Origin of the sequence: Cohnella sp. (assembly GCF_041640265.1) — a bacterium.
In the GTDB taxonomy this organism is placed as follows: domain Bacteria; phylum Bacillota; class Bacilli; order Paenibacillales; family Paenibacillaceae; genus Cohnella.
Genome location: NZ_JBEQAP010000027.1, coordinates 1 through 22,164 on the forward strand (window position 1 = coordinate 1; position 22,164 = coordinate 22,164).

The window sequence follows — 22,164 nt, forward strand, 5'->3', positions numbered from 1 at the left end:
CCATCTGCAAGGGTTTTATCCGTTTTTCACGGTTTTCTTTGCATATGAATTCGACGAAAAGTGCCGGAAACCCTTGTGGATACAGGGATTTTTGTTTGTTCAGCAAGCCCTAAATAGGTGATACTCGAGCACTCTCGCTTCCGAATTGGAATCGGGAGTGTTTTTTATTACAATGGAGGAAGGCAAACGATTATCGAATTCGAGAGGTAGGGGAATCTGAATGAACGAGATGCAGGATAACAAAGGATCAACTCAATTAGCTACGTTCGCTGGAGGATGTTTCTGGTGCATGGTTACACCGTTCGAAGAGCTTCCTGGTATTAAAGGAATTGTGTCCGGGTATACAGGAGGACATACGATAGATCCAACTTATGAAGAGGTATGCTCAGAGACGACCGGGCATGCAGAAGCGGTTCAAATTACGTTTGACCCTGAGGTATTTCCCTATAAGAAGCTCCTCGATATTTTCTGGCGTTCCGTGGATCCTACGGATGCCGGAGGACAGTTCCATGACCGAGGCTCATCTTATCGACCTGCAATATTCTATCACAATGAAGATCAGCATAGGGAAGCAATTACCTCGAAGGAAGCCTTACAGAATAGCGGCCGTTTCGACAAGCCTATTGCTGTTATGCTGGAGCCCGCAGCTGTTTTCTATCCAGCCGAGGAGTACCATCAAGATTATCATCACAAGAATCCGCTTCGTTATAAATACTACCGCAGCGGCTCCGGTCGGGAAGCATTCCTTCAGAGAAGCTGGAATACCAAGAAAGACATGGAAGAGCTGCGTAAACGGCTGACTCCCATGCAGTTCGAGGTAACACAGAATAAAGGGACCGAGCCGCCGTTCCGTAATGAATTCTACAACAATAAGGAGCAGGGACTCTATGTCGATATCGTCTCAGGGGAACCGTTGTTTAGCTCCCGCGATCAATTCGATGCAGGCTGCGGCTGGCCTAGCTTCTCGAAGCCGCTGCACGGCGGCATAATCAAGGAGCATCAGGATGCTACTCATGGCATGATCCGTACCGAAGTGAGAAGCAGAGAGGCTGACTCGCACCTTGGACACGTATTCGACGATGGGCCAAGAGAGACAGGCGGTTTACGGTACTGCATCAATTCCGCTTCCATGCGTTTCATCCCGAAGGACCAAATGGAGCAAGAGGGTTATGGCAATTATTTGCCGATGTTGAATGATTAAATATAACAAAGAGCAACCGCTTGCTGGCTGCTCTTTTTATTGTTAGCTTCACTAATAAAGTACCCGCCACAGGTAGAAAGTCGCGTAGGCTTCCCAGTTTTTCCAGCCGGTCGAGAGCTCGCGAATTTCAGCCAAGGTCGGCTTTTGTTGTAGCTCTAATACAGATTTGATGGCATTGTGCAAGCCAACATCATCTATGGGGAACGCAGCGGGGAACCTCAAGCAACGCATGAGCACGTAGTTAGCCGTCCAGGGTCCGATACCCCGGATCGAGACGAGCATTTTCTCCGCAGACTTAAAGCTATTTGCCTCTAGCAGCATTTCCTTGTTTAGCTTCCCGTCTACGATCAGACGGGCTACGCCAATCAAATACTCCGATTTCTTAGTAGTCAGCTGTAAACACGACAATTCCTGAACTGTTAAAGAGGCAATCCTCTGCGGAGTCGGGAACAACCAACAGGATATCCCCTCCTTGCGGACTTGTACTCCGAACGATTCAACGAATCGTCTCTTAAGAACATAGGCGAAAGCTAAGTTAATTTGCTGACCCATAATTCCCCAGCATAAAGCCTCGAACAAATCAGGAATCCCCATTGTGCGAAGTCCATATAAGCGTTCGACGACTTTGTTTAGTATGGCATCCTGCTTCGACATCGCGTAGAAGGGCGTTAAGTCGGTATCGAGATCAAACCATTCTCTTACATATTCAATAACGTCAGCTTGAATGTCAGGATTCCAAGACCCCGTATCATCCATTGATCGGATTCCAAGGAATCCAGGTTCATCGCCGCTGATTTCAAACATGAGTTGGTTTAATCCTGCAGAAATGGCTTTATATAGCTTGGCATTCTGAATGTGATATAAACATTCATCAGGCGATCTAGATAAATAGTTTAGATTTATGGCAAAATCGAATTCAATGGGCACAGCAACTTTAATTATAGGATTCATTGGATTTGTGCTCCTTTGCTTAAAAGCTCACTATATAGTTGTATCATAAATAGGATAAGATGGACTTTTGTTTTCTTGCTGTTTCATTCTGAATAGCTAAGATTGTGGTTTAGTTACTGAATTTCTTGATTATACCCGCCCATTTGAGTTATACTTTTCTCGCCAAAATAACTAAATAAGGAGCAAGAAAATGAGCAAAGTACTTATCTTCGGTCACAAGAATCCAGATACGGATACGATTTGTTCCGCTATTACGTATGCAGATTTAAAAACAAAGCTGGGTGTAGATGCCGAGCCGGTACGTCTAGGTTCCGTCAGCGGGGAAACGCAATTTGCACTCGATTATTTCAAGGTTCAAGCTCCTCGCCTAGTAGAGACTGTCGCGAATGAAGTGAAGGACGTTATTCTGGTCGATCATAACGAGCGTCAACAAAGCGTATCCGATATCGATCAAGTGCGCGTCATCGAGGTTATAGACCACCACCGGATCGCCAATTTCGAAACAAGCGGACCTCTTTATTACCGCGCAGAACCGGTTGGTTGCACGGCTACCATCCTTAACAAACTATACAAAGAGAACGGCGTTTCGATTTCCAAGGAAATTGCCGGTCTTATGTTATCCGCTATTATCTCGGATTCTCTGTTGTTCATATCTCCGACCTGCACCGCTGAAGATGTAGCTGCTGCTCGTGAGCTTGCCGAAATTGCTGGTGTTAATGCAGATACTTATGGATTAGACATGCTGAAAGCCGGAGCTGATCTGAGCGACAAAACAATCGCACAGCTAATCTCGCTAGACGCTAAAGAATTTCAAATGGGCAGTGCTAAAGTGGAGATTGCACAGGTTAACGCCGTTGATGTGAATGACGTTCTCTCCAAGCAAGGAGAATTAGAGGACGCTCTTACAAACATCATCAATGAAAAAGGGCTGGATCTGTTCCTTTTCGTTGTAACGGATATTCTGAACAATGATTCCGTCGGCCTTGCGCTTGGTCGTGCAGCAGATGCCGTTGAGCAAGCTTATAATGTTAAGCTTGAGAATAATAAAGCGGTTATGAAAGGTGTCGTATCGCGCAAATCGCAAATCGTACCTGTTTTGACTGATATTTTCAACAAACGCTAAAGAGTTGCTCGATACCCGCGTCTGATCGCGGGTATTTTTTTACTCCTCGAGCCCGGAGGTGCTCATCGCGCATTTAGCCGCTCACACGAAGCAGATTCGTGTGGGTTCCGGAGGCGTCATGCTGCCCCACTACAGCTCTTATAAAGTCGCTGAGAACTTTAAGTTGCTTGAGGCCTTACACCCTGGTCGGATTGATGTAGGTCTTGGACGTGCACCGGGCGGCTTTCCCATTGCAACGCGTGCCCTACAAGAGAACAAACGGGTCGATATCGACCTTTATCCCCAGCAGGTATCGGATCTGAATGATTATTTGCATGATATCGATCCCACTAAACATCGTTTCGCCGGCTTGCGTGCTTTCCCGGAGACGGAGACGATTCCAGAGCTGTGGTTACTCGGATTTCGAAGCTCGATTAAAGTCTTTTCGGTATGTCGCCGAAGCTTTTGGTCATTCCTAAGCCTAAGGATCATCAGAATCGTTCTTGGAGGCGAATTTTTATTTTGGCATTAAATGTTGTCTCGTTGGTCTATATGATGAATAAATGAAATACGGATTAAGGATAAAAGGTTAAGGAATCGAGGTCGGTGAGGATGAAAATCGTCGTCGTATCCGATACGCATATGCCTAGAATGAACAAGAAGCTCCCTGATCGATTGCTTCGTGAATTAAAAACATCGGACGCCATCATTCATGCTGGTGATTGGACGAACCTATCCGTGTATGAAGCATTGGCTCATTTTGCCCCAACCTATGGAGTTGCCGGGAACAATGATGGAGCAGACATCAATCGTAAGTTTGGCTTGCGTAAGCAGCTGGTGTTTGAGGAGGTTCGAATCGGAATCGTCCACGGACATGGCGATGGGAAACGAATGGATACTGAAGCACGGGCGATAGAAGCTTTCAAGAATATTCACTTGGACGCGCTTATTTATGGACATTCGCATATTCCGGTTCATAAGCGTACCGCAGGTATGCTTATATTTAATCCCGGTTCGCCAACGGATAAGAGGAGGCAACCCTTATATTCATTTGGAATTTTTAAGGTTGCTGAAGGCTCATTGGTTGCCAAACACATCTTTTACGAGGACAAATCGTAGGAACTGTTCACCTTCTGTATGGTATAATAACTCCAACTTAATCCTATATGGCTTTATCGATTGGAGTATTTGAATATTATGAAGAAATTCAAGAAATTTTATATTGAGATAACGAGCATATGCAACCTATCTTGCACCTTCTGCCCGCCAACGAAGCGACAAGCGAATTTTATTAAGGTCGATGCTTTTACGAACACGTTGGATCAGATCAAGGGGCATGCCGAGCATATTTATTTTCATGTTAAAGGGGAGCCATTGCTGCATCCTAAGATCGATGAATTACTGGATATCAGTCACGACAAAGGGTTCAAGGTTAACCTGACGACTAACGGGACGTTGCTGCACAAAGCTAAATTCAAAATTCTAGGTAAACCGGCGCTCAGACAGATCAACTTCTCTTTGCATAGCTTTGATGGACATGAAGGATCGGTTGACAAGGAAGGGTATGTTAATAGCGTGCTTGACTTCGCTAAGGAAGCTGTGGCGACCTCAAACGTTCTTATTTCCTTAAGGCTATGGAACCTTACCCAAGATAATGCAACGAATATGGATCGGAATCGAAATCGCGAGATTTTAGAGAAGATCGAGAAGGCGTTTGATCTGGATTATCGAATCGAGGAGAAGTTCGTTCGGGGCAGCGGGTTAAAGCTGTCAGATCGGATCTACCTGAACCAAGACCATGAATTTCAATGGCCGGACTTGAAGGAGAAGGAAGACGAGAGCAAGGGCTTTTGCCACGGTCTACGGAATCAAGCCGGCGTACTTGTTGATGGCACGGTAATTCCTTGCTGCCTAGATGGGGAAGGCGTTATTAACTTAGGTAACATCAATAAAACACCTTTCTCCGAAATCGTGGAGGGCGAGCGCGCAAATAACCTGTACGATGGATTCTCCAGAAGAGAGGTTGTCGAGGAGCTTTGCAGAAAATGCGGCTACCGCCAAAGGTTCAGCGTGTAAATACAAAGAGCCGCCGAAACGCGGCTTTTTGTATTTATCCACCATCAACTAAATACATCCCGCCTCTAACACGCTCCGAGCGTCATAATCCACCCAGACTAGCTACATCTACTCCTCTAACACGCTGACAGCGTCTTAATCAACCTAAACTACCTACTTCTTCTCCTCTAACACGCTGACAGCGTCTTAATCAACCTAAACTAGCTACTTCTTCTCCGCTAACACGCTCACAGCGACTTAATCCACCCGAACTAGCTGTATTCAGACACTCACCGTCAAAGTGACTTTGTTCTGTAGATCAATCCAACTCTTCAAGGATATCGATCATATTTGACCTAGAACGTTTCTTCTTCTGTTGAGAAGAGGTTGTTTTTTTGCTTTTCTTCTGACTGCTTGATTCCTCTTTGCGCGCCAAATGAGCCAGTTCTTTGGCTGTTTTCTTATAGTTCGCGTAACGCTTAGGGTCGAGGGTGCCGTCATCAAGAGCTTGGATAATTGCACAGCCTTGATTGGATTCATGTATGCAGTCTCTATAACGGCATTGACCGGCGAGTGCTTCAATATCGGAGAACGCTTGCTCCCAGCCCTCATGCGAATCCCATAACTGCAGCTCTCGCATTCCCGGCGTATCCATGATTAACGCGCCGCCCTCTAAGAGAAATAGCTCGCGATGCGTTGTCGTGTGTCGGCCTCTTGCATCATCCTCTCGTATCTCCTGAATTCTCTGCTTCTCACTTTCCGCAAGCCAATTCAGCAACGTCGATTTGCCTACACCGGAAGAACCCGTAATGGCGATGGTTTTCCCAGCATGCAAATAAGGGGTAAGCTCGTTCTTTCCTTGGTCCAGCAGAGCGCTGATTAGATGCACGGGAACGCCTGGTGCTGCATTCTCTACAGCCGCGGCAAACTTGGGAGGGTCTTCACAGAGATCAGTTTTAGTAAGCAAGACTACCGGCTGTGCGCCGCTCTCCCAAGCAGCGATCAGATAACGCTCAATCTTACGAAGGTTGAAGTCTTGATTGAGCGCGTTTACGATGAACAAGTAATCCATGTTCGAGCCGATAATCTGGTCATCCATTGTATTACCTGCTGCTTTACGAACCATATAGGTTTTTCTTGGTAATACCGCGTGAATGACGGAGCGTGCTTCATTAGGAACAATCTCAACCATCACCCAATCTCCAACGGCGGGATAATCACTGCGATTAACGGCATTAAACTCGAATTTTCCGCTGACGCCTGCAGAATGCTCGCCGACTGGCGTCATGATTTTGTAAGAATGGGAGAATTGGGCGATGACACGTGCAGGTGACAGCTTCTGTGTCCATTCATTCTCCTGAGATCGAACGGTATCCCAGTAGATGCTCCAGCCAAATTCATACAATGGTTTAAGATCATAATTTGTTATCAAGTGAAAACTCCTCGAATTTAATATTTGTTGTAAAACAATAAACCGCAGGGAATCCCTGCGGCCGTTGAATGTTTGCTCCTTAAAGAAGCGCGCAAAAAAACCGCTTAGAAACCTGAGGGTCTCCAGCGGTTTGTATGCACCGTAGCGAAGAAATGTGCACGACATACACATTGTAACTTCAACTATTGAAGCTGTTTACAATACCGTAGAGACTGATCCATATGAGCTTGGACAAACCGCACTGCAATCGATAAGTTGTTCATATCACATCAGCCTCCTTGATGTTATTTAATGACATCATTATAATAATTCTAAAAGTCAATGTCAACGCAGCACATAAAAGGAGAGAAAGCGATGTCATCGCCTTTAAAGCCTCAACTAGATGGAGAATATATAATCGGGTTTCTGAAAAAGCTGCTATTAACACCAAGCCCAAGCGGCTTCTGCATGGAAATTATGAACCTGATCGGCGAGGAAACCTCTAAGCTTGGCTATGCTCTGGAAATGACACCTAAGGGAAACGCTATTATCACAATACCTGGTACTCAATCAAAGGAAACACTTGCATTAACCGCACATGTCGATACATTAGGCGCAATGGTACGCTCCATTAAATCAACGGGGATGATTCGTTTCACACCCATCGGCGGGTATGCTATGCATACCGTAGAAGGTGAATATTGCGTCATCCATACACGAGATGGGAGAACGTACGAAGGGACTGTTCTTTCCACGAAACCTTCCGTTCATGTATACCCGGATGTTCGTGATTTCAAAAGGGAAGAAGTGAACATGGAAATTCGCATTGACGAAACGGTGAAGACGAAGGAAGAGACGGAGAAGCTTGGAATTTCACCAGGCGACTTCATCTCTTGGGAGCCTCGTACCCGAATCCAATCCAATGGATGGATTAAATCTCGTCATCTCGATGACAAGGCAAGCGTAGCGGCATTATTCGGATTGATGGAATGGATGAAGCGAGAAGGACAAACGCCGGCAAGACCTGTGAAAATTATTCTGTCTACCTATGAGGAAGTCGGTCATGGAAGCTCCTATATCCCGCCCGACATTACCGAGCTAATCGCTGTAGACATGGGGGCCATCGGAGATGACCTTACTACGACGGAGCAAGATGTTTCGATATGTGCGAAAGACTCTACGGGTCCATACGACTACAATATGACTTCCAAGCTTATAGAACTTGCGAAACGCGAGAATATTCCCTATGCAGTCGATATCTATCCTCAATACGGCTCCGATGCTTCAGCGGCATTAAAGGGGGGAAGTAATATTCGTGCAGCTTTAATCGGTCCGGGCGTACACGCTTCGCATGGAATGGAACGAACACATACGGATGCCGTAATGAACACGACCGTTCTATTACTTGCCTACATCATGGACAACTAAGCAAATTTAGCGAAATTATCCGCGAGAAACGGCTAAAGGGTCATTCCATGGGTAATTCGGTTATACTTATGATATAGAGATCACCATGTCACGAAAAACGAGGAAATACACACATGAGAACTAGATATATTGCAACCTTATCATTAATTGTTATGGGTATTGGTTTTATAGTCACCCTGTTCCTGCCGCATAACATTTGGGTTGACCTTCTAAAGGGAGGGTTCGAAGCAGGGCTTGTCGGAGGCTTCGCGGACTGGTTCGCCGTAACGGCGTTGTTCCGTCATCCGATGGGGATACCCATTCCGCATACTTCTCTGTTGCTCAAGAACAGGAACAAAATCGCCAATTCCCTTATTTCAGCGTTGGAAAATGAACTCCTGAACAAAGAGAGCATTACACGTAAGCTTAAGCAGTTCCAATTGCTCACCATCATTAGCTCAGGCGTTGTAAAAATCATGAGTAAAAAAAGCAATCGGACAGGGATGATTAGCTTCATCCAAGCCATCCTGACAAAGCTTCCGCTGGATCGGGTGGCTGCTCTCATCCAAACTGCAGTCGCAGATTATGTTAGTAAAGTCGAGGTTAAATCCCTAGCTGAGAAAGCTTTGCATACCGTTATGCAAGAGGGCATGGATGAGACGGCTTTCGATTACGCGCTTAGTCAAGGCAGAGCTTGGATTAGCAAGGCGGAAACTAGACATATGCTCGGAGCGATGGCGCAACAGAAAATTTCTGAGGCTAAAGTAAGCGGAATAATGGGCTTTGCCGTCCAAGCATTCGCGGGTTTCATGAACGAGGATAAGCTTGGGACGATGATCCAGCAGCTTCTCTTGTCCGGAATTGAGGATCTGGTTCAACCGAGTAATCCGAACCGCGAGAAAATCATGTACGAAATACGCAAACAATTGCATATTGTCGCTAATGATGAAGAGTTGCTAGCTCGCGGCAAGCAGTGGATCGCGAATAAGGCGCAACATCCGGATAGCGGAGCTTTTCTACTCCATCAGCTTGAGGGTATTCGCAGTCGCCTTGTGGAAACACTTGAACGTGATAAGCAGAAGGGCGGCCGCATAGTCGTAACCGGAACTAAGTATGTCATACGTAAGCTGCAAGCAGAGAAGGATTTAGTCGATAACATGGAGCAGAAGCTGCTGACCTTTATTGTCAACACGGTTGAAGCGAATCATTATCGATTGGGTGTTCTGCTTAAGGATAATCTGGATCGATTGGATGATCGCGCTCTGGTGAAGATGTTAGAGGAAAAAATTGGAGGAGACCTCCAGTGGATTCGTGTTAACGGTGCTCTGTGCGGCTTTGTCATCGGTTTGATTCTAACAACAATACAGTGGATGTAAATCATAATTTCAATGAATAAAAAATGCCCCTGAGTCGTTCAGACTCGGGGGCTGTTCGTTTATCTTTTTCGCTTGTAAGCACCGGGAGTCTGACCTGTCATTCTCTTGAACATGCGATGGAAATGGGGAAGACTTTCGAATCCGCAGCGGTCTGCAATCCAGCTTAAGCCTTCGTCTGTCGTACGTATAAGCTCTTTGGCCTGAGCAATTCTTTTGGCATTTACATAATCCGTTACATTCATTCCAGTCAGCTGCTTGAAGACACGAGAGAAATGAGCGGGTGTCACCGATGCTTGTTCGGCTAGAGCAGACAGTCCTAGATTCTGATCCGGGTGTTGAGCAATATAATGAAGAATTTTATTCATCCAAAGCGGTCCAATCCTGGCATCATCAAGCTCGCTTACATGCATAGACATCACCAATCGATTTAAGCGAAGCAACACCTGCTGCAGCTGAAGTGAAATCGCATAACGGTAACCCGGATTCTTCTGATTAAGCTCTAGATGGATGTCCTCAAGTGCCATCACCATGTGCTTCTGAAGCTGAGCAGAGGTTTCGATTTTATAATGCTTCCATTTACGAGCAAGCTCAAAGCAACGCAAGCTGCTGTAGGAATCGTCTAAATTCTCATGGGAAATTAGACTTGGCGCGAAGAAAATTGCCGTTGACGTAACGGGTTCTACTGTATCGGGCAAGGCACGGTGAATCGAATTTCCCGGGATCAAGAATATATCGCCTGGACCCATATCATAAAACTTCTGATCGATAAATAGCGTCCCCTTACCCCCGTATACATAAATGAGCTCATAACGGTCATGCAGATGATCCGGCAGCTCTCGTTGCGGGCTTTTGGTGTCTTTATAGACGAAGTCGAAAGGGAAAAGCGGGTCGTCTGAGAACGATTTGCGAATAGGGTTCAACGGGATAACCTCCGATGTTTAGCGCTGCCTATTTAAAATATCAAAATAGAGTATGTTTACGCAAATATAAACTCTTTATATGTAAATTCTAGCTGTTAGAATAGATATTAAAAGATACAAAGGGAGCAATGAAGGATGAGAATTGACGCCCATCAGCATTATTGGAAAATTGATCGCAATGACTATGGCTGGATTACTCCCAAGCTTCCCGTGCTTTATCGAGACTATTTGCCAAAGGATCTTTTACCGCATTTAAATACTCACCAACTAAATGGCAGCATCGTGGTTCAGGCGGCTCCAACCATAGAAGAATCCAACTACATTTTATCGCTCGCTGAACAAGAACGTACCATACTGGGTGTCGTTGGCTGGCTGGATCTGAATGATCCCGAGCATCGTAAGCATTACGAACAGTTTCGCAAACACTCTAAGTTCGTAGGTTTTCGTATTATGATACAGGAGATGATGGATGCCTCAAGCATTCTGAAGCCGCAATTTGTGGAAGCGCTTCGTTATTATGTACAAGAGGACATCCCGATAGACCTTCTTGTTGTCTCCCATCAGCTTGAGCCGCTAGTGAAGCTGCTTAACGAAGTTCCAGGTTTACGCGGAGTCATTGATCACATCGGCAAACCAACAATCGCAGATCGTACTCTTGAGCCTTGGTTAAGTCATATGAAAGAAATTGCTAAGCATACGAATATTTATTGCAAGCTCTCTGGCATGGTGACCGAAGCGGATCATGAGAACTGGAGACCTGAGCATTTTACTGGATATATCCGCCTTGTCCTAGAGCTGTTTGGATCAAAGCGAGTCATGTTCGGGAGCGATTGGCCGGTCTGCCTGCTGGCTGCAAGCTATGATCAGGTAGTTGATGTGCTTGAGCAAGCTTTACCTCAGTCCTGGGGTGAGAAGGAACGCGAGCTTTTATTCGGGTCAAACGCAAAGGAGTTCTATAAGCTATGAGATCATTAAATGGTGCTGCCCTCAACCCCACAGAAGCAAAGCGGCTTGAGAAGTTGCAAGGAAGCCCGGTTACTGTTCTGCAGATAGGAGAAGGTAATTTCCTTCGCGGATTTGTGGATTGGATGATTCATGAATGTCGGAAGCAAGGATTATTCGAAGGAAGTATTGCAGTCACGCAGCCTCGACCATCCGGCAAGCCTAAGATCGAAGCTTTTGCTAGTCAGGAAGGTTTATATACATTAGTCATACGCGGAATGGAAAATGGAGAGAGCGTTGAACGCAAAGAGCTCGTGACGGTCTTCTCGCAAATATTCGATCCTTATTCAGAATGGAATCGAATGATTGATTTGGCTGAAAGCTCTGATTTGCAATTTATTGTTTCGAATACGACAGAAGCTGGGCTTGTCTATCGTCCAGAGCCTTTGATAGAAGGCAAGGCAATTGAATCTTTTCCCGGTAAAATCGCTTATTTACTATACAGGAGATTTATGCAATTTAGCGGAGCGGCTGACCGAGGACTTATCCTTCTACCCTGTGAACTGATTGAACGAAATGGGGACGTGCTCCGCGATGCTGTTCTGCAGTATGCGAAGGATTGGGAATTTCCGGAGGTTTTCCAAGAGTGGGTGATAGCTCATAACCGTTTCCTGAATTCACTTGTTGACCGAATTGTTACCGGATATCCCGACAAGGAGCAGGCGGATGCTTGGTTTACGGAATGGGGTTACAAGGATGATATGCTCAGCACGGCAGAGCCTTATCATCTGTGGGCGATCGAAGCGGAGTCAGGGATGGATAAGCTTCTTCCCTTCCGGCAGGCTGGATTAAACGTCCATTGGGTAGATGACTTAAAGCCCTATCAGCAAAGAAAAGTGCGTATTCTTAATGGCGCTCACACGTTAATGACACCGCTTGGCTTGCTTCATGAGATCGATCACGTTCGCGAGCTGATGGAGAATAAGCAAATAGGCTCGTTTGTCAGAGAAACGGTGCTCGAACATATTATACCGACGCTTCCTTATCCTGAGGATGAGATGAAGGAATATGCGGAGGCTGTATTCGAACGATATTTGAACCCTTATATTCGTCACAGGCTTTCCGATATTGCCATGAACAGCCTAAGCAAGTTCAAGGTACGAGTGTTACCCTCGTTAGCCTATTACGCGGAACGCGGAGAAAGTATCCCGAAATCGTTACTGACAGGGTTCGCGGGACTGCTGCGTTACTACAAAACGAAACGCAAGGGCGACAGCTTCGAAGGTTATACCTTGAAAGGAAAAAGCTATATCCTGCGTGACGATGCGAAGGCTTTGGAGACGATCGCGGGGATTTGGGACGAAGCGGATCGAGGAAGTCAACCAATAGCTAAGACAGTAGAATGTTTGCTTAAAGAGGAGTCCTTGTGGGGACAGAATCTATCTGCTTGGAACGGTTTAACTGAAGAGGTTACAGCGAATTTGATGGAGCTTATGAAGGGGGAACTACAATGAGCGATTGGATACGATTAACCAGTAGTGACCAGGTTGCGATTGCCTTAAAGCCATTCTCCGCTGGAGAAGCCTTGACGATCGAGGATGGCAGCCAGCTCATCCTCACGGAAGATGTGCCTAAAGGACATAAAATATTGACGCAGCCTGTTGCTAAGGGCCAAGATATATTGAAATTTGGTTATTCCATCGGTAAAGCGAAGGAGCAATTGGCACCTGGGGCGTGGGTGCATACCCATAACCTTGAAACAGGCTTGAAGGGCTTCTTAGAGTACAGCTATGAACCGACACCTCCCGTTCTTTCCAAGCCAGCTCCGCAGAGACAAACCTTCCAAGGATATGTAAGAGAAAATGGGGATGTGGGAATCCGCAACGAAATATGGATTATTAATACTGTAGGCTGCATTAACAAAACCTGTGAAATTCTATCCAAGCGGGCAAACACGCTTTACGAGGGTAGAGTGGATGGCGTCTATCATTTCTCCCACCCATTCGGCTGCTCACAGCTAGGAGACGATTTGAAGCATACGCAGAAGTTGTTGGCATCCCTGGCCAATCATCCGAATGCAGCAGGGGTACTCGTGGTCGGACTTGGCTGTGAGAACAATCAGATCGATTCGTTCAAGCAGGTCATCGGAGATTTTAATCCGGAGCGAATCAAGTTCATGAAATCGCAGGAGGTCGAAGATGAGCTGGAGGTTGGACTTTCGCTCATTGAAGAGTTAGTCGAATATGCCGAGAATTTCCGCCGTGAGCCGGTATCTGTATCCAAGCTGAAGCTGGGACTGAAATGCGGAGGCTCAGATGGCCTTTCCGGTATTACAGCGAACCCGCTTGTGGGCTCGGTGTCGGACCAGCTCATTGCGGCTGGGGGTACGGCAATCCTGACTGAAGTGCCCGAAATGTTCGGTGCCGAGACCATTCTGATGAACCGTGCGGCAGATGAGGAAGTGTTCGATAGAATCGTAACCCTTGTGAATGATTTCAAGCAGTATTTCATTAAGCATGATCAAGAGATCTATGAGAATCCATCGCCAGGCAACAAAGATGGCGGAATTAGTACTTTAGAGGAGAAATCGCTAGGTTGTACGCAGAAGGGCGGTCATGCGATTGTGCAGGATGTCGTCCCTTATGGAGAAAGGGTGCGCAAGCAAGGCCTAAATCTGCTGGAAGCGCCCGGTAACGACCTTGTATCCGTAACCGCGCTAACGGCTGGCGGCGCGCATATCGTCCTCTTCACAACAGGAAGGGGTACACCGTTCGGCGGTCCCGTTCCTACCGTTAAGATTTCTACGAATAGCGAGCTGGCTGCGCGGAAGAAAAACTGGATTGATTACAATGCCGGACAACTTCTGGAAGGAAAGAGCATGGACGATATTACAGCTGAGTTATGGGATCGACTGCTGGATATCGCTTCCGGTGAGGTTCAAACAAACAACGAGGCGAATGGGTTCCGCGAGATTGCAATATTCAAAGATGGAGTGATTCTGTAATGAAATATCGTAAACTAGGAAAAACGGGACTGGATGTATCCATCCTTAGCTTCGGAGCTTCCTCCCTCGGATCGGTATTCCGAGAGACGAATGAAGAGGAAGGCAGAAGAACGGTTCATGCTGCTATCGATTCCGGTATTAATTATATTGATGTTTCGCCCTACTACGGCTTGACTAAGGCAGAAGCAGCCCTCGGGAAGGCGATAAGAGAAATTCCGCGCGATAAGTTTCTTCTTTCTACAAAAGCAGGGCGTTACGGTGTGGATGATTTCGATTTCTCGAAAAAGAGGATTGTAGACAGCGTAGAAGAGAGTCTGGCTCGGTTGAATACAGATTATATTGATATTTTGTACCTGCACGATATCGAATTCGTTTCGTCTGACACTATCTTAGAAGAAGCGATTCCTACGCTGCAGCTATTAAAGGAACAGGGTAAAATACGTTTTACCGGGATATGCGGGTTGCCGATTCAACTTTTTGAAACCGTACTTCCTCGTGCAGAGGTTGATGCGATCATCTCCTATTGTCATTATTCATTGAATGATACGGCTTTGCTGGGTTTACTCCCGCTCCTAGAGTCACAGAACATTGGACTTGTGAACGCCTCTCCGCTGTCTATGGGACTGCTCAGTACACGCGGAACACCCGAGTGGCATCTAGCGAGCGCTGAGCTGAAGGCGACTTGCAAACGTGCAGCTGAGCATTGTGCCAGCAAAGGTCAAGATATCGCTAAGCTAGCTGTGCAATATTCGACTGCAAGTGAGCGGATTCCGACGACATTGGTGAGTACGGCGAATCCAGATAACATTAGGAACAATGCTTTATGGACAGATGAGCCGATGGATGAGGAGCTTTTACAGGAGGTGCTGGACATTCTAGCTCCGGTACACAATCAAAGCTGGGTTAGCGGTAGACCGGAGTACAACGAAAATATAACTTGAGTAGAAAATAACTCGGAGTAAGAGAGGGGACTGCCTTCATGTTAGGAATTGTATGTGAGGAAATTGAACAGTTTAAGCTAATCGAGCTTCCAGAGCCCGCCGTTGTCGAGGGAGAAGCGATTGTACGAGTAAAAAGAATCGGGATATGCGGAACGGATCTTCACGCTTTTAAAGGGAATCAGCCCTTCTTCAGTTATCCAAGGATTCTCGGCCATGAATTGGCAGGTATTATTGAACAAATCGGAGCCAATGAAGCAGGACTGGCAGCTGGAGATCAAGTTAGCATTATTCCTTATATGCACTGTGGTCAATGCGTCGCTTGCCGCAGCGGTAAAACCAATTGCTGTACATCTATGAAAGTGCTGGGTGTTCATATTGATGGCGGAATGCGCGAGTTTATTTCCGTACCTATTACCCATCTCATCCAGACGAACGGGCTGACTTTGGATCAATCAGCCGTGTTAGAGCCTTTGAGCATCGGTGCTCATGCCGTCCGCAGATCCGGACTGGCTAAAGGCGAAACGGCACTTGTTATTGGCGGCGGCCCTATCGGTCTTGGAGTCATCGCATTCGCCAAATATGCGGGTGCGAACGTCATTGCGATGGATATCAATGATGAAAGATTAGCATTCTGTCGTTCTTGGGCGAATATCGACCATACGGTTAATGCTCTGCAGGATGCTAAGGAAAATCTTTCTCAACTTACGAACGGAGATTTCCCGACCGTTGTATTCGATGCAACTGGTAATACGAAATCCATGATGGACGCCTTCGGAATGGTCGCACACGGAGGAACTTTGGTTTATGTGGGACTTGTGAAGGCAGACATCGCTTTCCACGATCCTGAGTTCCACAAACGCGAATTGACGCTCATGGGCAGCCGCAACGCAACGAAAGAGGATTTCGATCTTGTATACGAAGCGGTCAAGAGCGGAGGGATAGATGTGGACAGTTATATCACGCACCGCTCTTCATTTGAGGGAATGATCGGGGAATTCGAGAGCTGGCTGAAGCCGGAGTCCAAAGTGATCAAAGCTATGGTGGAACTATAGAGAGTATGTGATGCCGAGAGCCTGCGATTTGCAGGCACTTTTGATTCTTAGCTCGAAAGTTTAGAATCGCTTATTCGTATCTGTGCCCGTTGCTCGGATTTCAAATATAGAAGAAGCCCGATCATGATAAACACTCCTCCAACGAGTTGGAAATCCGTTATCATTTCTCGGAAGATTATCATGCCTAGAATACTTGCACCTACGGGCTCGGCGAGGACGGACATCGAGATGGTGGTCGGCTTTACGTATTGGAGCAGCCAGTTAAAGATCATATGACCGAAAACGGTAGGGACAATGGCGAGCAGTAGGAAAAACAGCCACTCTGTGCTCGGATAATTCGTGAGCGATGTTCCTAAGGCAAGATTGTAAACAGCAAAACAGGCAAATGTAATCGTAAAAACGATTAAGCTATAAAGGTAAGAGGGAATCCGCGACAAAATCCGTTTTGCGATTAGCATGTTAATGGCAACCGCCAATGTTCCTAGGAACGATAAGACATCTCCGGTAAATGCCGTTTGTGAAAGCCCTATGTCTCCGAAGCCAACGCAGAAAGCACCTGCCAGCGCGATAACCAGACCAAGTATTGCAATTTTATTCGCACGGTCCTTGAAGACCATGTAGGCACCGACCATGACGAAGACAGGTTCTAAGGCTAATATAATGGTTGAGCTTGCGATTGACGTATAACTCAACGATTCCATCCAAAGAAGAAAATGCAAGGCTAGGAAGAAACCTGCTAAACTCAGCAATAACCAATCTCTTCTTGTTATCGTCCGTATCATACGAATGTGCTTGTTTCCAAAGGGAAGCATAAGCAGAACCGTAAATAACATCCGGTACATGCTCTGAATCGCTGCGGGTGCATCTGAATATCGGACTAGAATAGGGGAGAAAGAAATAGCAATCATACCAATGATAAGAGGGATGACTGGGGAAATCGGGGGCAGCGTTTTATTCACGTCTATTTTCCTTCCTAAGCCAATGGGAATTTAGCAATTGTAATCCCGTTTGCAGCAAATTTCAATTCCTTTACTTTTTTACTCACAAAGAGTGCTGATTGGCTCTCTCGTTGCTTTTAGACGATTATCATGTGATAATGTCTCGACAAGAATCGCGTGGAGGCACATGAACATTGAATCGATACCCTTTTGAATATGAGCACAACAAACCCTTTCTGCAACAGGTAGGCGAATGGATCGCCGATGTCTTCTACGACATTTTACCGGAAGCGGGCTTCGAGGTTCGTGACGAGCAGATTTATATGGCTTTCCAATTGGAGCGTGCTTTCGCGGAGAAGCAAACCATCTTCGCTGAGGCGGGGGTTGGAACCGGCAAAACGCTTGTTTATTTGCTGTATGCGATATGTTATGCCCGGTATACCCGTAAGCCTGCAATCATTGCATGTGCCGACGAGTCTTTAATTGAACAATTGGTCAAACCGGAAGGCGATCTAGCCAAGCTTGCAAAACATTTAACGTTAGCTATTGATGCCAGGTTAGGCAAATCTCAAGACCGATATCTTTGTTTGGTTAAGCTTGATAATGCAAGATCAGATTATGAAGATGTGGATTTATACAAAAGCTTATATGAAGATTTGCCTGCCTTCGTCAATAAGAATGAAGGGATGCAAGCCTTCTATGCTTATGGCGACCGCAAGCAATATCCTCACTTAAATGATAACCAGTGGGATCGAGTGAGCTGGGATTCGTTCCAAGATTGCTTCGTATGCGACAAGAGACACCGATGCGGACAGACTTTATCCCGTGAGCATTATAGACAATCCACTGATTTAATTATTTGTTCCCATGATTTCTACATGGAGCATGTATGGACGTATGAGGGACGCAAGCGTGAGGGACAGCTTCCCTTGTTGCCGGATCATTCCGCGGTCGTGTTCGATGAAGGCCATCTGTTGGAATCCGCTGCTCAGAAAGCACTGACATATAAACTGAAGCATAATGTTTTCGAGGAGCTAATTACTCGATTGCTAAAGAATGAGATTCGCGAAACATTGGCCGTCCTCATCGACGAAGCCATCGAACGCAGCGAGTCTTTGTTTGAGCTGCTCGAACGACATAGCCAATCCATTCCCGGCTCTGATCGCAAACAAATAATAATCGACGACCGCTTGCTTCAAGAGGTAGCCTTGTTCCGCAAGGTGCTCGATGGCATAGAGGAGGAGCTAGTGTTTGAAAGTGAGCTCTACACCTTGAATGATTATCAGCTGCGAATTGTCGAGGAGCACTTGGAAATGATGCAGAAAGCCCTGAGTCTTTTCCAACATTCGCGCTCCTTAATTTGCTGGGTAACGGACAGCTCGACAGGACTTACTCTTGTTATCATGCCAAAGGCTGTCAAAGAAGTGTTGCAAGAACGAGTATTCGCGTTAAACATTCCGATCGTTTTCTCATCTGCAACTTTATCGGTGGGCGGTTCTTTCGATTATTTAGCCTACAGTCTCGGAATCGAGAACTATTTATCTTTTAGCGTTGAGTCACCGTATGAGTACAATAATCAGATGGAAGTCATTGCGCCAAGTTGGACCAAGGGAGCATCCTTCGAGGAGAAGATGGCTGCCGCTGTTCGTATGCTCGCTCGTACGGAGGGCAGAGCTCTTGTTCTATTCCCTTCCAGAGAAGAGCTGCAAGCCTTCAAAGAAGCGATCTCACACTTTAAGGAATGCGGGAGCATGAGGATTGGCTTTGAAGGGGATCGAGAGATAAGCGATCTGATCTCAACCTTCCAGCAGGATGAGACAAGCATTCTTTGCGCGGTTACCTTGTGGGAAGGGCTCGACATACCTGGTCCGTCTTTATCGAATGTGATCGTATGGTCGCTGCCTTTTCCTCCTCAGGACCCTGTGTTCATGGCTAGGCGCCAAGAGGCAGATTCACCGTATGAGGAAGTCGATTTACCTTACATGCTCCTACGTTTGAAGCAAGGTATTGGTCGCTTGATACGTTCACGCGAGGACTCAGGGATCATTTCCATTCTAAGTAAAGAAATACACGAGGATGCTCATTTACGCGTACTCGTACAGGGCTTATTACCTCAGGGGGTTGATCTCAAGGATGAATGAATGCCGCTTTCAAAGCTATTTAACTTTGATAGCCTGATTTTGTCTCCACATAAAAACTTGCCACATAAACTGAATTCGGATGACAACCATGAACGAATTCGGGGGGAGGTTATAAATTGCCTCAGCATGTCGGCAGTAAATGGAGGAAAACAAGTGTACTTCTTCAAAGCAGATCGTTACAAAACATAGTTCCCAGAACCGTGCGTTTCAACCGAAATACACTTATGAAGATGCTTCAGCATTATGGGATGGTATATATTAAACCAGACAAAGGCAGACATGGTAAAGGCGTCTTTCGGGTAGAGCGGGCAAACGGGCAATATCGTTTTCAAGCAGGAAAGGTGAAGAGAAATTATCACTCTTATCTAACCATGTTTCAAGCCATTCGGAAAGAGACCAAAGGCAGAAGCTATTTGGTGCAAAGAGGAATTCATTTATTAAAGTACAAAGGTCGTCGTTTCGATCTTAGAGTTATGGTACAGCTAAATCCGAGAAGAAAATGGGAAACAACTGGAATAATTGGAAGAGTTGCGGCTCCAGGCAAAGTTGTCACCAATTATCACAACGGTGGAACGCCAATGTCAGCCAACCGGCTTTTAGGCAGACATTTAAGTAAGTCCGCAGTTGCGAATAAGGTTCGTTTTCTTGAGAAGATGGGTGTAAAAACAGGGAAGGTGATGCGCAAAGCTTTTTCTGGGGTCAGTGAAATCGGAGTTGACATTGGCTTAGATCACTCACTCACACCATGGATCATAGAAGTTAATACCAGTCCAGATCCCTTTATCTTTAGAAAGTTGCCAGACCCCGCTGTATTCAGAAAAATCAGACGTTACGCTCAAGTATACGGCAGGCTGTAATTATTTAATATTTACCTAAACAGGTACAACCTTTCAGCTTCGTGCTGATTGGTTGTACCTGTTTTTTTCTTTTTACAACACTTCCTACATAAGAAATAAAAGATGTTTCAAATGATTCTAGGTTGGGTATTTAACTCTGTACAATAGAATGAAACAAGACAAAATAGTCTTTTCTTTTTATTTCCAACCCCATCATTATTGAGAGATTTGGATTAAGGAGGACCCATATGGATTTTCCCGTCAACATCCTAATTGTTGATGATCATCCAGAAAATTTGGTAGCTATAGAGGCCGTCCTCTCCGGAGAGCCGTATCGACTGGTCAGAGCCTATTCCGGCTTGGAAGCTTTGCGTTTTCTCTTGGAGGGAGAATTTGCAGTCATCGTTATGGATGTGCAGATGCCAGATATGGATGGATTTGAAACAGCTAGTATGATTAGAGCCCGCGAGAAAACCAAATACATTCCGATTATCTTCTTATCCGCATCAAACAAAACACCCGAGTATTATTTCACCGGTTATTCAGTTGGTGCTATTGATTATATGTCGAAGCCATTTATTCCGCAGATCTTCAAATCCAAGATAGAGGGTTACGTGAGTATGTATGAAGCTAATCACGCTCTGCAAGTTCAGAGTGAATTGCTTCAAAAACAAACTAAGCAGCTTGAGAGAACGAATCAGGACTTAATTCAAGCAAAGGAAACAGCTGAAATCGCTTCTAGAATTAAATCAGAGTTTCTGGCGATGATGAGTCACGAAATTCGGACGCCGTTAAACGGGATTATTGGGATGTCGGACATACTTCTGGCTTCTAATCTTCCTGAAGAGTACAGCGAAATGGCGGAAATCATCCATACGAGCGGGAACGCGTTACTTTCTGTAATCAATCATATCCTAGACTTCTCCAAGATGGAGTCCGGCAAGATGGACTTAGAAGACGAACCGTTCGTATTAAAATTCTGTTTGGAGGAAACGGTCGACTTATTCACAGCCAAATCGCGTGAAAGAAATCTAGAGATGATCGTTGTCGTAGACCCATCGCTGCCATCCTACATCAAGGGCGATATGCATCGCCTTAGGCAGGTGCTGATTAATTTAGTCGGGAATGCTGTCAAGTTCACAGATCGTGGAGGAGTATATGTCGTTGTCAACAAGCTTGAAGATCAAGAAAACTCGCTAATTATCGAGTTTGTAATTAAGGATACCGGTATTGGAATCCCAAAAGAAAAGATCAGCCAGTTGTTTCAGCCCTTCTCACAATTGGATGCCTCGACAAATCGCAAATTTGGCGGTACGGGACTCGGACTATCTATTAGCAGATCGTTGGTAGAGCTCATGGGTGGGACCATAAGCGTGGAGGAGTCGGAGGAGCAGGGATCCACTTTCAGTTTTACCATAAAGGTGAAAAAGTGCTCAGAAGATGAAATATCAACTGACATCTTTATGGAAATGGCGGCGCTACCAGCGAAGTTTGAGACAGTTTCCGTTGATGTTCCTTCCAATCCAATGAGAATTTTAGTTGGCGATGAGGATTCAGTGAATCGGAAATTGATGCAACACATGCTGGGAATGCTGGGTTTCAGCGCGAATCTAGCGGCAAGCGGAGCAGAGGTTATTGAAGCACTAAAGCGCGAGGAATATGAACTCCTATTCATGGATATCGGGATGACCGATGATAATGGATGGATCATCACACGAGAAAGCATAGAGGAGTATGCAAACAAGTGCCCGATAATCGTTAGAATGATTGAAAATACTGCACAAATTACTTTGCACAAAGGATTACCCGTCGGAATGAATGGATTTTTACTCAAACCCATCCGACTTAAGCATATGGAAGAACTCATTCAGAAATTGACAAAGTAAC

General features: G+C 45.7%; 18 protein-coding genes and 1 pseudogene. 15 read left to right on the plus strand and 4 right to left on the minus strand.

Annotated elements, in window-relative coordinates; translation table 11 throughout:
* Positions 1-220 precede the first annotated feature (220 nt).
* Entirely contained in the window at positions 221-1,201 is a 981-nt protein-coding gene (gene msrB, locus ACESLK_RS18245) for a peptide-methionine (R)-S-oxide reductase MsrB (RefSeq protein WP_373231129.1), read from the plus strand.
* A 51-nt stretch (positions 1,202-1,252) separates the two neighbouring features.
* Here the strand turns inward: msrB and ACESLK_RS18250 are convergent, their stop codons facing one another.
* Positions 1,253-2,152 (minus strand): DNA-3-methyladenine glycosylase family protein, encoded by a 900-nt coding sequence (locus ACESLK_RS18250; RefSeq protein WP_373231130.1) that lies wholly within the window; start codon positions 2,150-2,152, stop codon positions 1,253-1,255.
* Between the two features lie 190 nt (positions 2,153-2,342).
* Here ACESLK_RS18250 and ACESLK_RS18255 point away from each other — a divergent pair, with 190 nt between their 5' ends.
* From ACESLK_RS18255 to ACESLK_RS18270, 4 genes and pseudogenes are all read left to right on the plus strand, one after another.
* On the plus strand, positions 2,343-3,275 hold the full coding sequence (locus ACESLK_RS18255) for a manganese-dependent inorganic pyrophosphatase (RefSeq protein WP_373231131.1): 933 nt from the start codon (positions 2,343-2,345) through the stop codon (positions 3,273-3,275).
* Positions 3,276-3,321: 46 nt separating this feature from the next.
* Positions 3,322-3,675 (plus strand): annotated as a pseudogene (locus tag ACESLK_RS18260) (MsnO8 family LLM class oxidoreductase); the annotation flags it as partial.
* Between the two features lie 191 nt (positions 3,676-3,866).
* The gene (locus tag ACESLK_RS18265) at positions 3,867-4,373 is read left to right on the plus strand and encodes a metallophosphoesterase family protein (RefSeq protein ID WP_373231132.1); all 507 of its coding nucleotides are present in this window, start codon (positions 3,867-3,869) and stop codon (positions 4,371-4,373) included.
* Between the two features lie 78 nt (positions 4,374-4,451).
* The gene (locus ACESLK_RS18270) at positions 4,452-5,330 is read left to right on the plus strand and encodes a radical SAM/SPASM domain-containing protein (RefSeq protein WP_373231133.1); all 879 of its coding nucleotides are present in this window, start codon (positions 4,452-4,454) and stop codon (positions 5,328-5,330) included.
* Between the two features lie 298 nt (positions 5,331-5,628).
* On the opposite strand, the gene rsgA is transcribed toward ACESLK_RS18270, so the two are convergent.
* The gene (rsgA, locus tag ACESLK_RS18275; protein ID WP_373231134.1) at positions 5,629-6,741 is read right to left on the minus strand and encodes a ribosome small subunit-dependent GTPase A; all 1,113 of its coding nucleotides are present in this window, start codon (positions 6,739-6,741) and stop codon (positions 5,629-5,631) included.
* Between the two features lie 354 nt (positions 6,742-7,095).
* Between rsgA and ACESLK_RS18280 the strand changes: the two genes are divergently transcribed.
* Positions 7,096-8,148, plus strand: a complete 1,053-nt coding sequence (locus ACESLK_RS18280; protein ID WP_373231135.1) for a M42 family metallopeptidase — start codon at positions 7,096-7,098, stop codon at positions 8,146-8,148.
* Positions 8,149-8,261: 113 nt separating this feature from the next.
* Positions 8,262-9,503, plus strand: coding sequence for a DUF445 domain-containing protein (locus ACESLK_RS18285; protein ID WP_373231136.1), 1,242 nt, complete (start codon positions 8,262-8,264; stop codon positions 9,501-9,503).
* 59 nt (positions 9,504-9,562) lie between these two features.
* Here ACESLK_RS18285 and ACESLK_RS18290 read toward each other — a convergent pair whose 3' ends face one another.
* Entirely contained in the window at positions 9,563-10,423 is an 861-nt protein-coding gene (locus ACESLK_RS18290) for an AraC family transcriptional regulator (RefSeq protein WP_373231137.1), read from the minus strand.
* A 135-nt stretch (positions 10,424-10,558) separates the two neighbouring features.
* On the opposite strand from ACESLK_RS18290, the gene ACESLK_RS18295 reads away from it, so the two are divergent.
* Genes ACESLK_RS18295 through ACESLK_RS18315 form a run of 5 tightly spaced genes read left to right on the plus strand, consistent with a single transcriptional unit; the run spans position 10,559 to position 16,362 of the window.
* Positions 10,559-11,389: an amidohydrolase family protein gene (locus ACESLK_RS18295; protein WP_373231138.1), complete on the plus strand. Its 831-nt coding sequence runs from the start codon at positions 10,559-10,561 to the stop codon at positions 11,387-11,389.
* The gene (locus tag ACESLK_RS18300) at positions 11,386-12,879 is read left to right on the plus strand and encodes a tagaturonate reductase (RefSeq protein WP_373231139.1); all 1,494 of its coding nucleotides are present in this window, start codon (positions 11,386-11,388) and stop codon (positions 12,877-12,879) included. The genes ACESLK_RS18295 and ACESLK_RS18300 overlap by 4 nt, the downstream gene beginning before the upstream one ends.
* On the plus strand, positions 12,876-14,369 hold the full coding sequence (locus ACESLK_RS18305) for a UxaA family hydrolase (protein ID WP_373231140.1): 1,494 nt from the start codon (positions 12,876-12,878) through the stop codon (positions 14,367-14,369). Before ACESLK_RS18300 ends, ACESLK_RS18305 begins: the two co-directional genes overlap by 4 nt.
* Complete coding sequence (locus ACESLK_RS18310) at positions 14,369-15,310, plus strand: aldo/keto reductase (RefSeq protein WP_373231141.1); 942 nt, start codon at positions 14,369-14,371, stop codon at positions 15,308-15,310. Before ACESLK_RS18305 ends, ACESLK_RS18310 begins: the two co-directional genes overlap by 1 nt.
* Before the next feature lie 38 nt (positions 15,311-15,348).
* Positions 15,349-16,362 carry a zinc-binding alcohol dehydrogenase family protein gene (locus tag ACESLK_RS18315; RefSeq protein ID WP_373231142.1) on the plus strand — a complete coding sequence of 338 codons (1,014 nt, stop codon included), beginning with the start codon at positions 15,349-15,351 and terminating at the stop codon, positions 16,360-16,362.
* A gap of 47 nt (positions 16,363-16,409) precedes the next feature.
* Here the strand turns inward: ACESLK_RS18315 and ACESLK_RS18320 are convergent, their stop codons facing one another.
* Positions 16,410-17,321, minus strand: coding sequence for a DMT family transporter (locus ACESLK_RS18320; RefSeq protein WP_373231143.1), 912 nt, complete (start codon positions 17,319-17,321; stop codon positions 16,410-16,412).
* A 173-nt stretch (positions 17,322-17,494) separates the two neighbouring features.
* On the opposite strand from ACESLK_RS18320, the gene ACESLK_RS18325 reads away from it, so the two are divergent.
* The 3 genes from ACESLK_RS18325 to ACESLK_RS18335 all read left to right on the plus strand — a co-directional run bounded on the left by ACESLK_RS18325 (position 17,495) and on the right by ACESLK_RS18335 (position 22,163).
* Positions 17,495-19,441, plus strand: a complete 1,947-nt coding sequence (locus tag ACESLK_RS18325) for an ATP-dependent DNA helicase (RefSeq protein ID WP_373231144.1) — start codon at positions 17,495-17,497, stop codon at positions 19,439-19,441.
* A 116-nt stretch (positions 19,442-19,557) separates the two neighbouring features.
* Positions 19,558-20,298 carry a YheC/YheD family protein gene (locus tag ACESLK_RS18330; RefSeq protein ID WP_373231145.1) on the plus strand — a complete coding sequence of 247 codons (741 nt, stop codon included), beginning with the start codon at positions 19,558-19,560 and terminating at the stop codon, positions 20,296-20,298.
* Between the two features lie 227 nt (positions 20,299-20,525).
* Positions 20,526-22,163 carry a response regulator gene (locus ACESLK_RS18335; protein ID WP_373231146.1) on the plus strand — a complete coding sequence of 546 codons (1,638 nt, stop codon included), beginning with the start codon at positions 20,526-20,528 and terminating at the stop codon, positions 22,161-22,163.
* Position 22,164 lies beyond the last annotated feature (1 nt).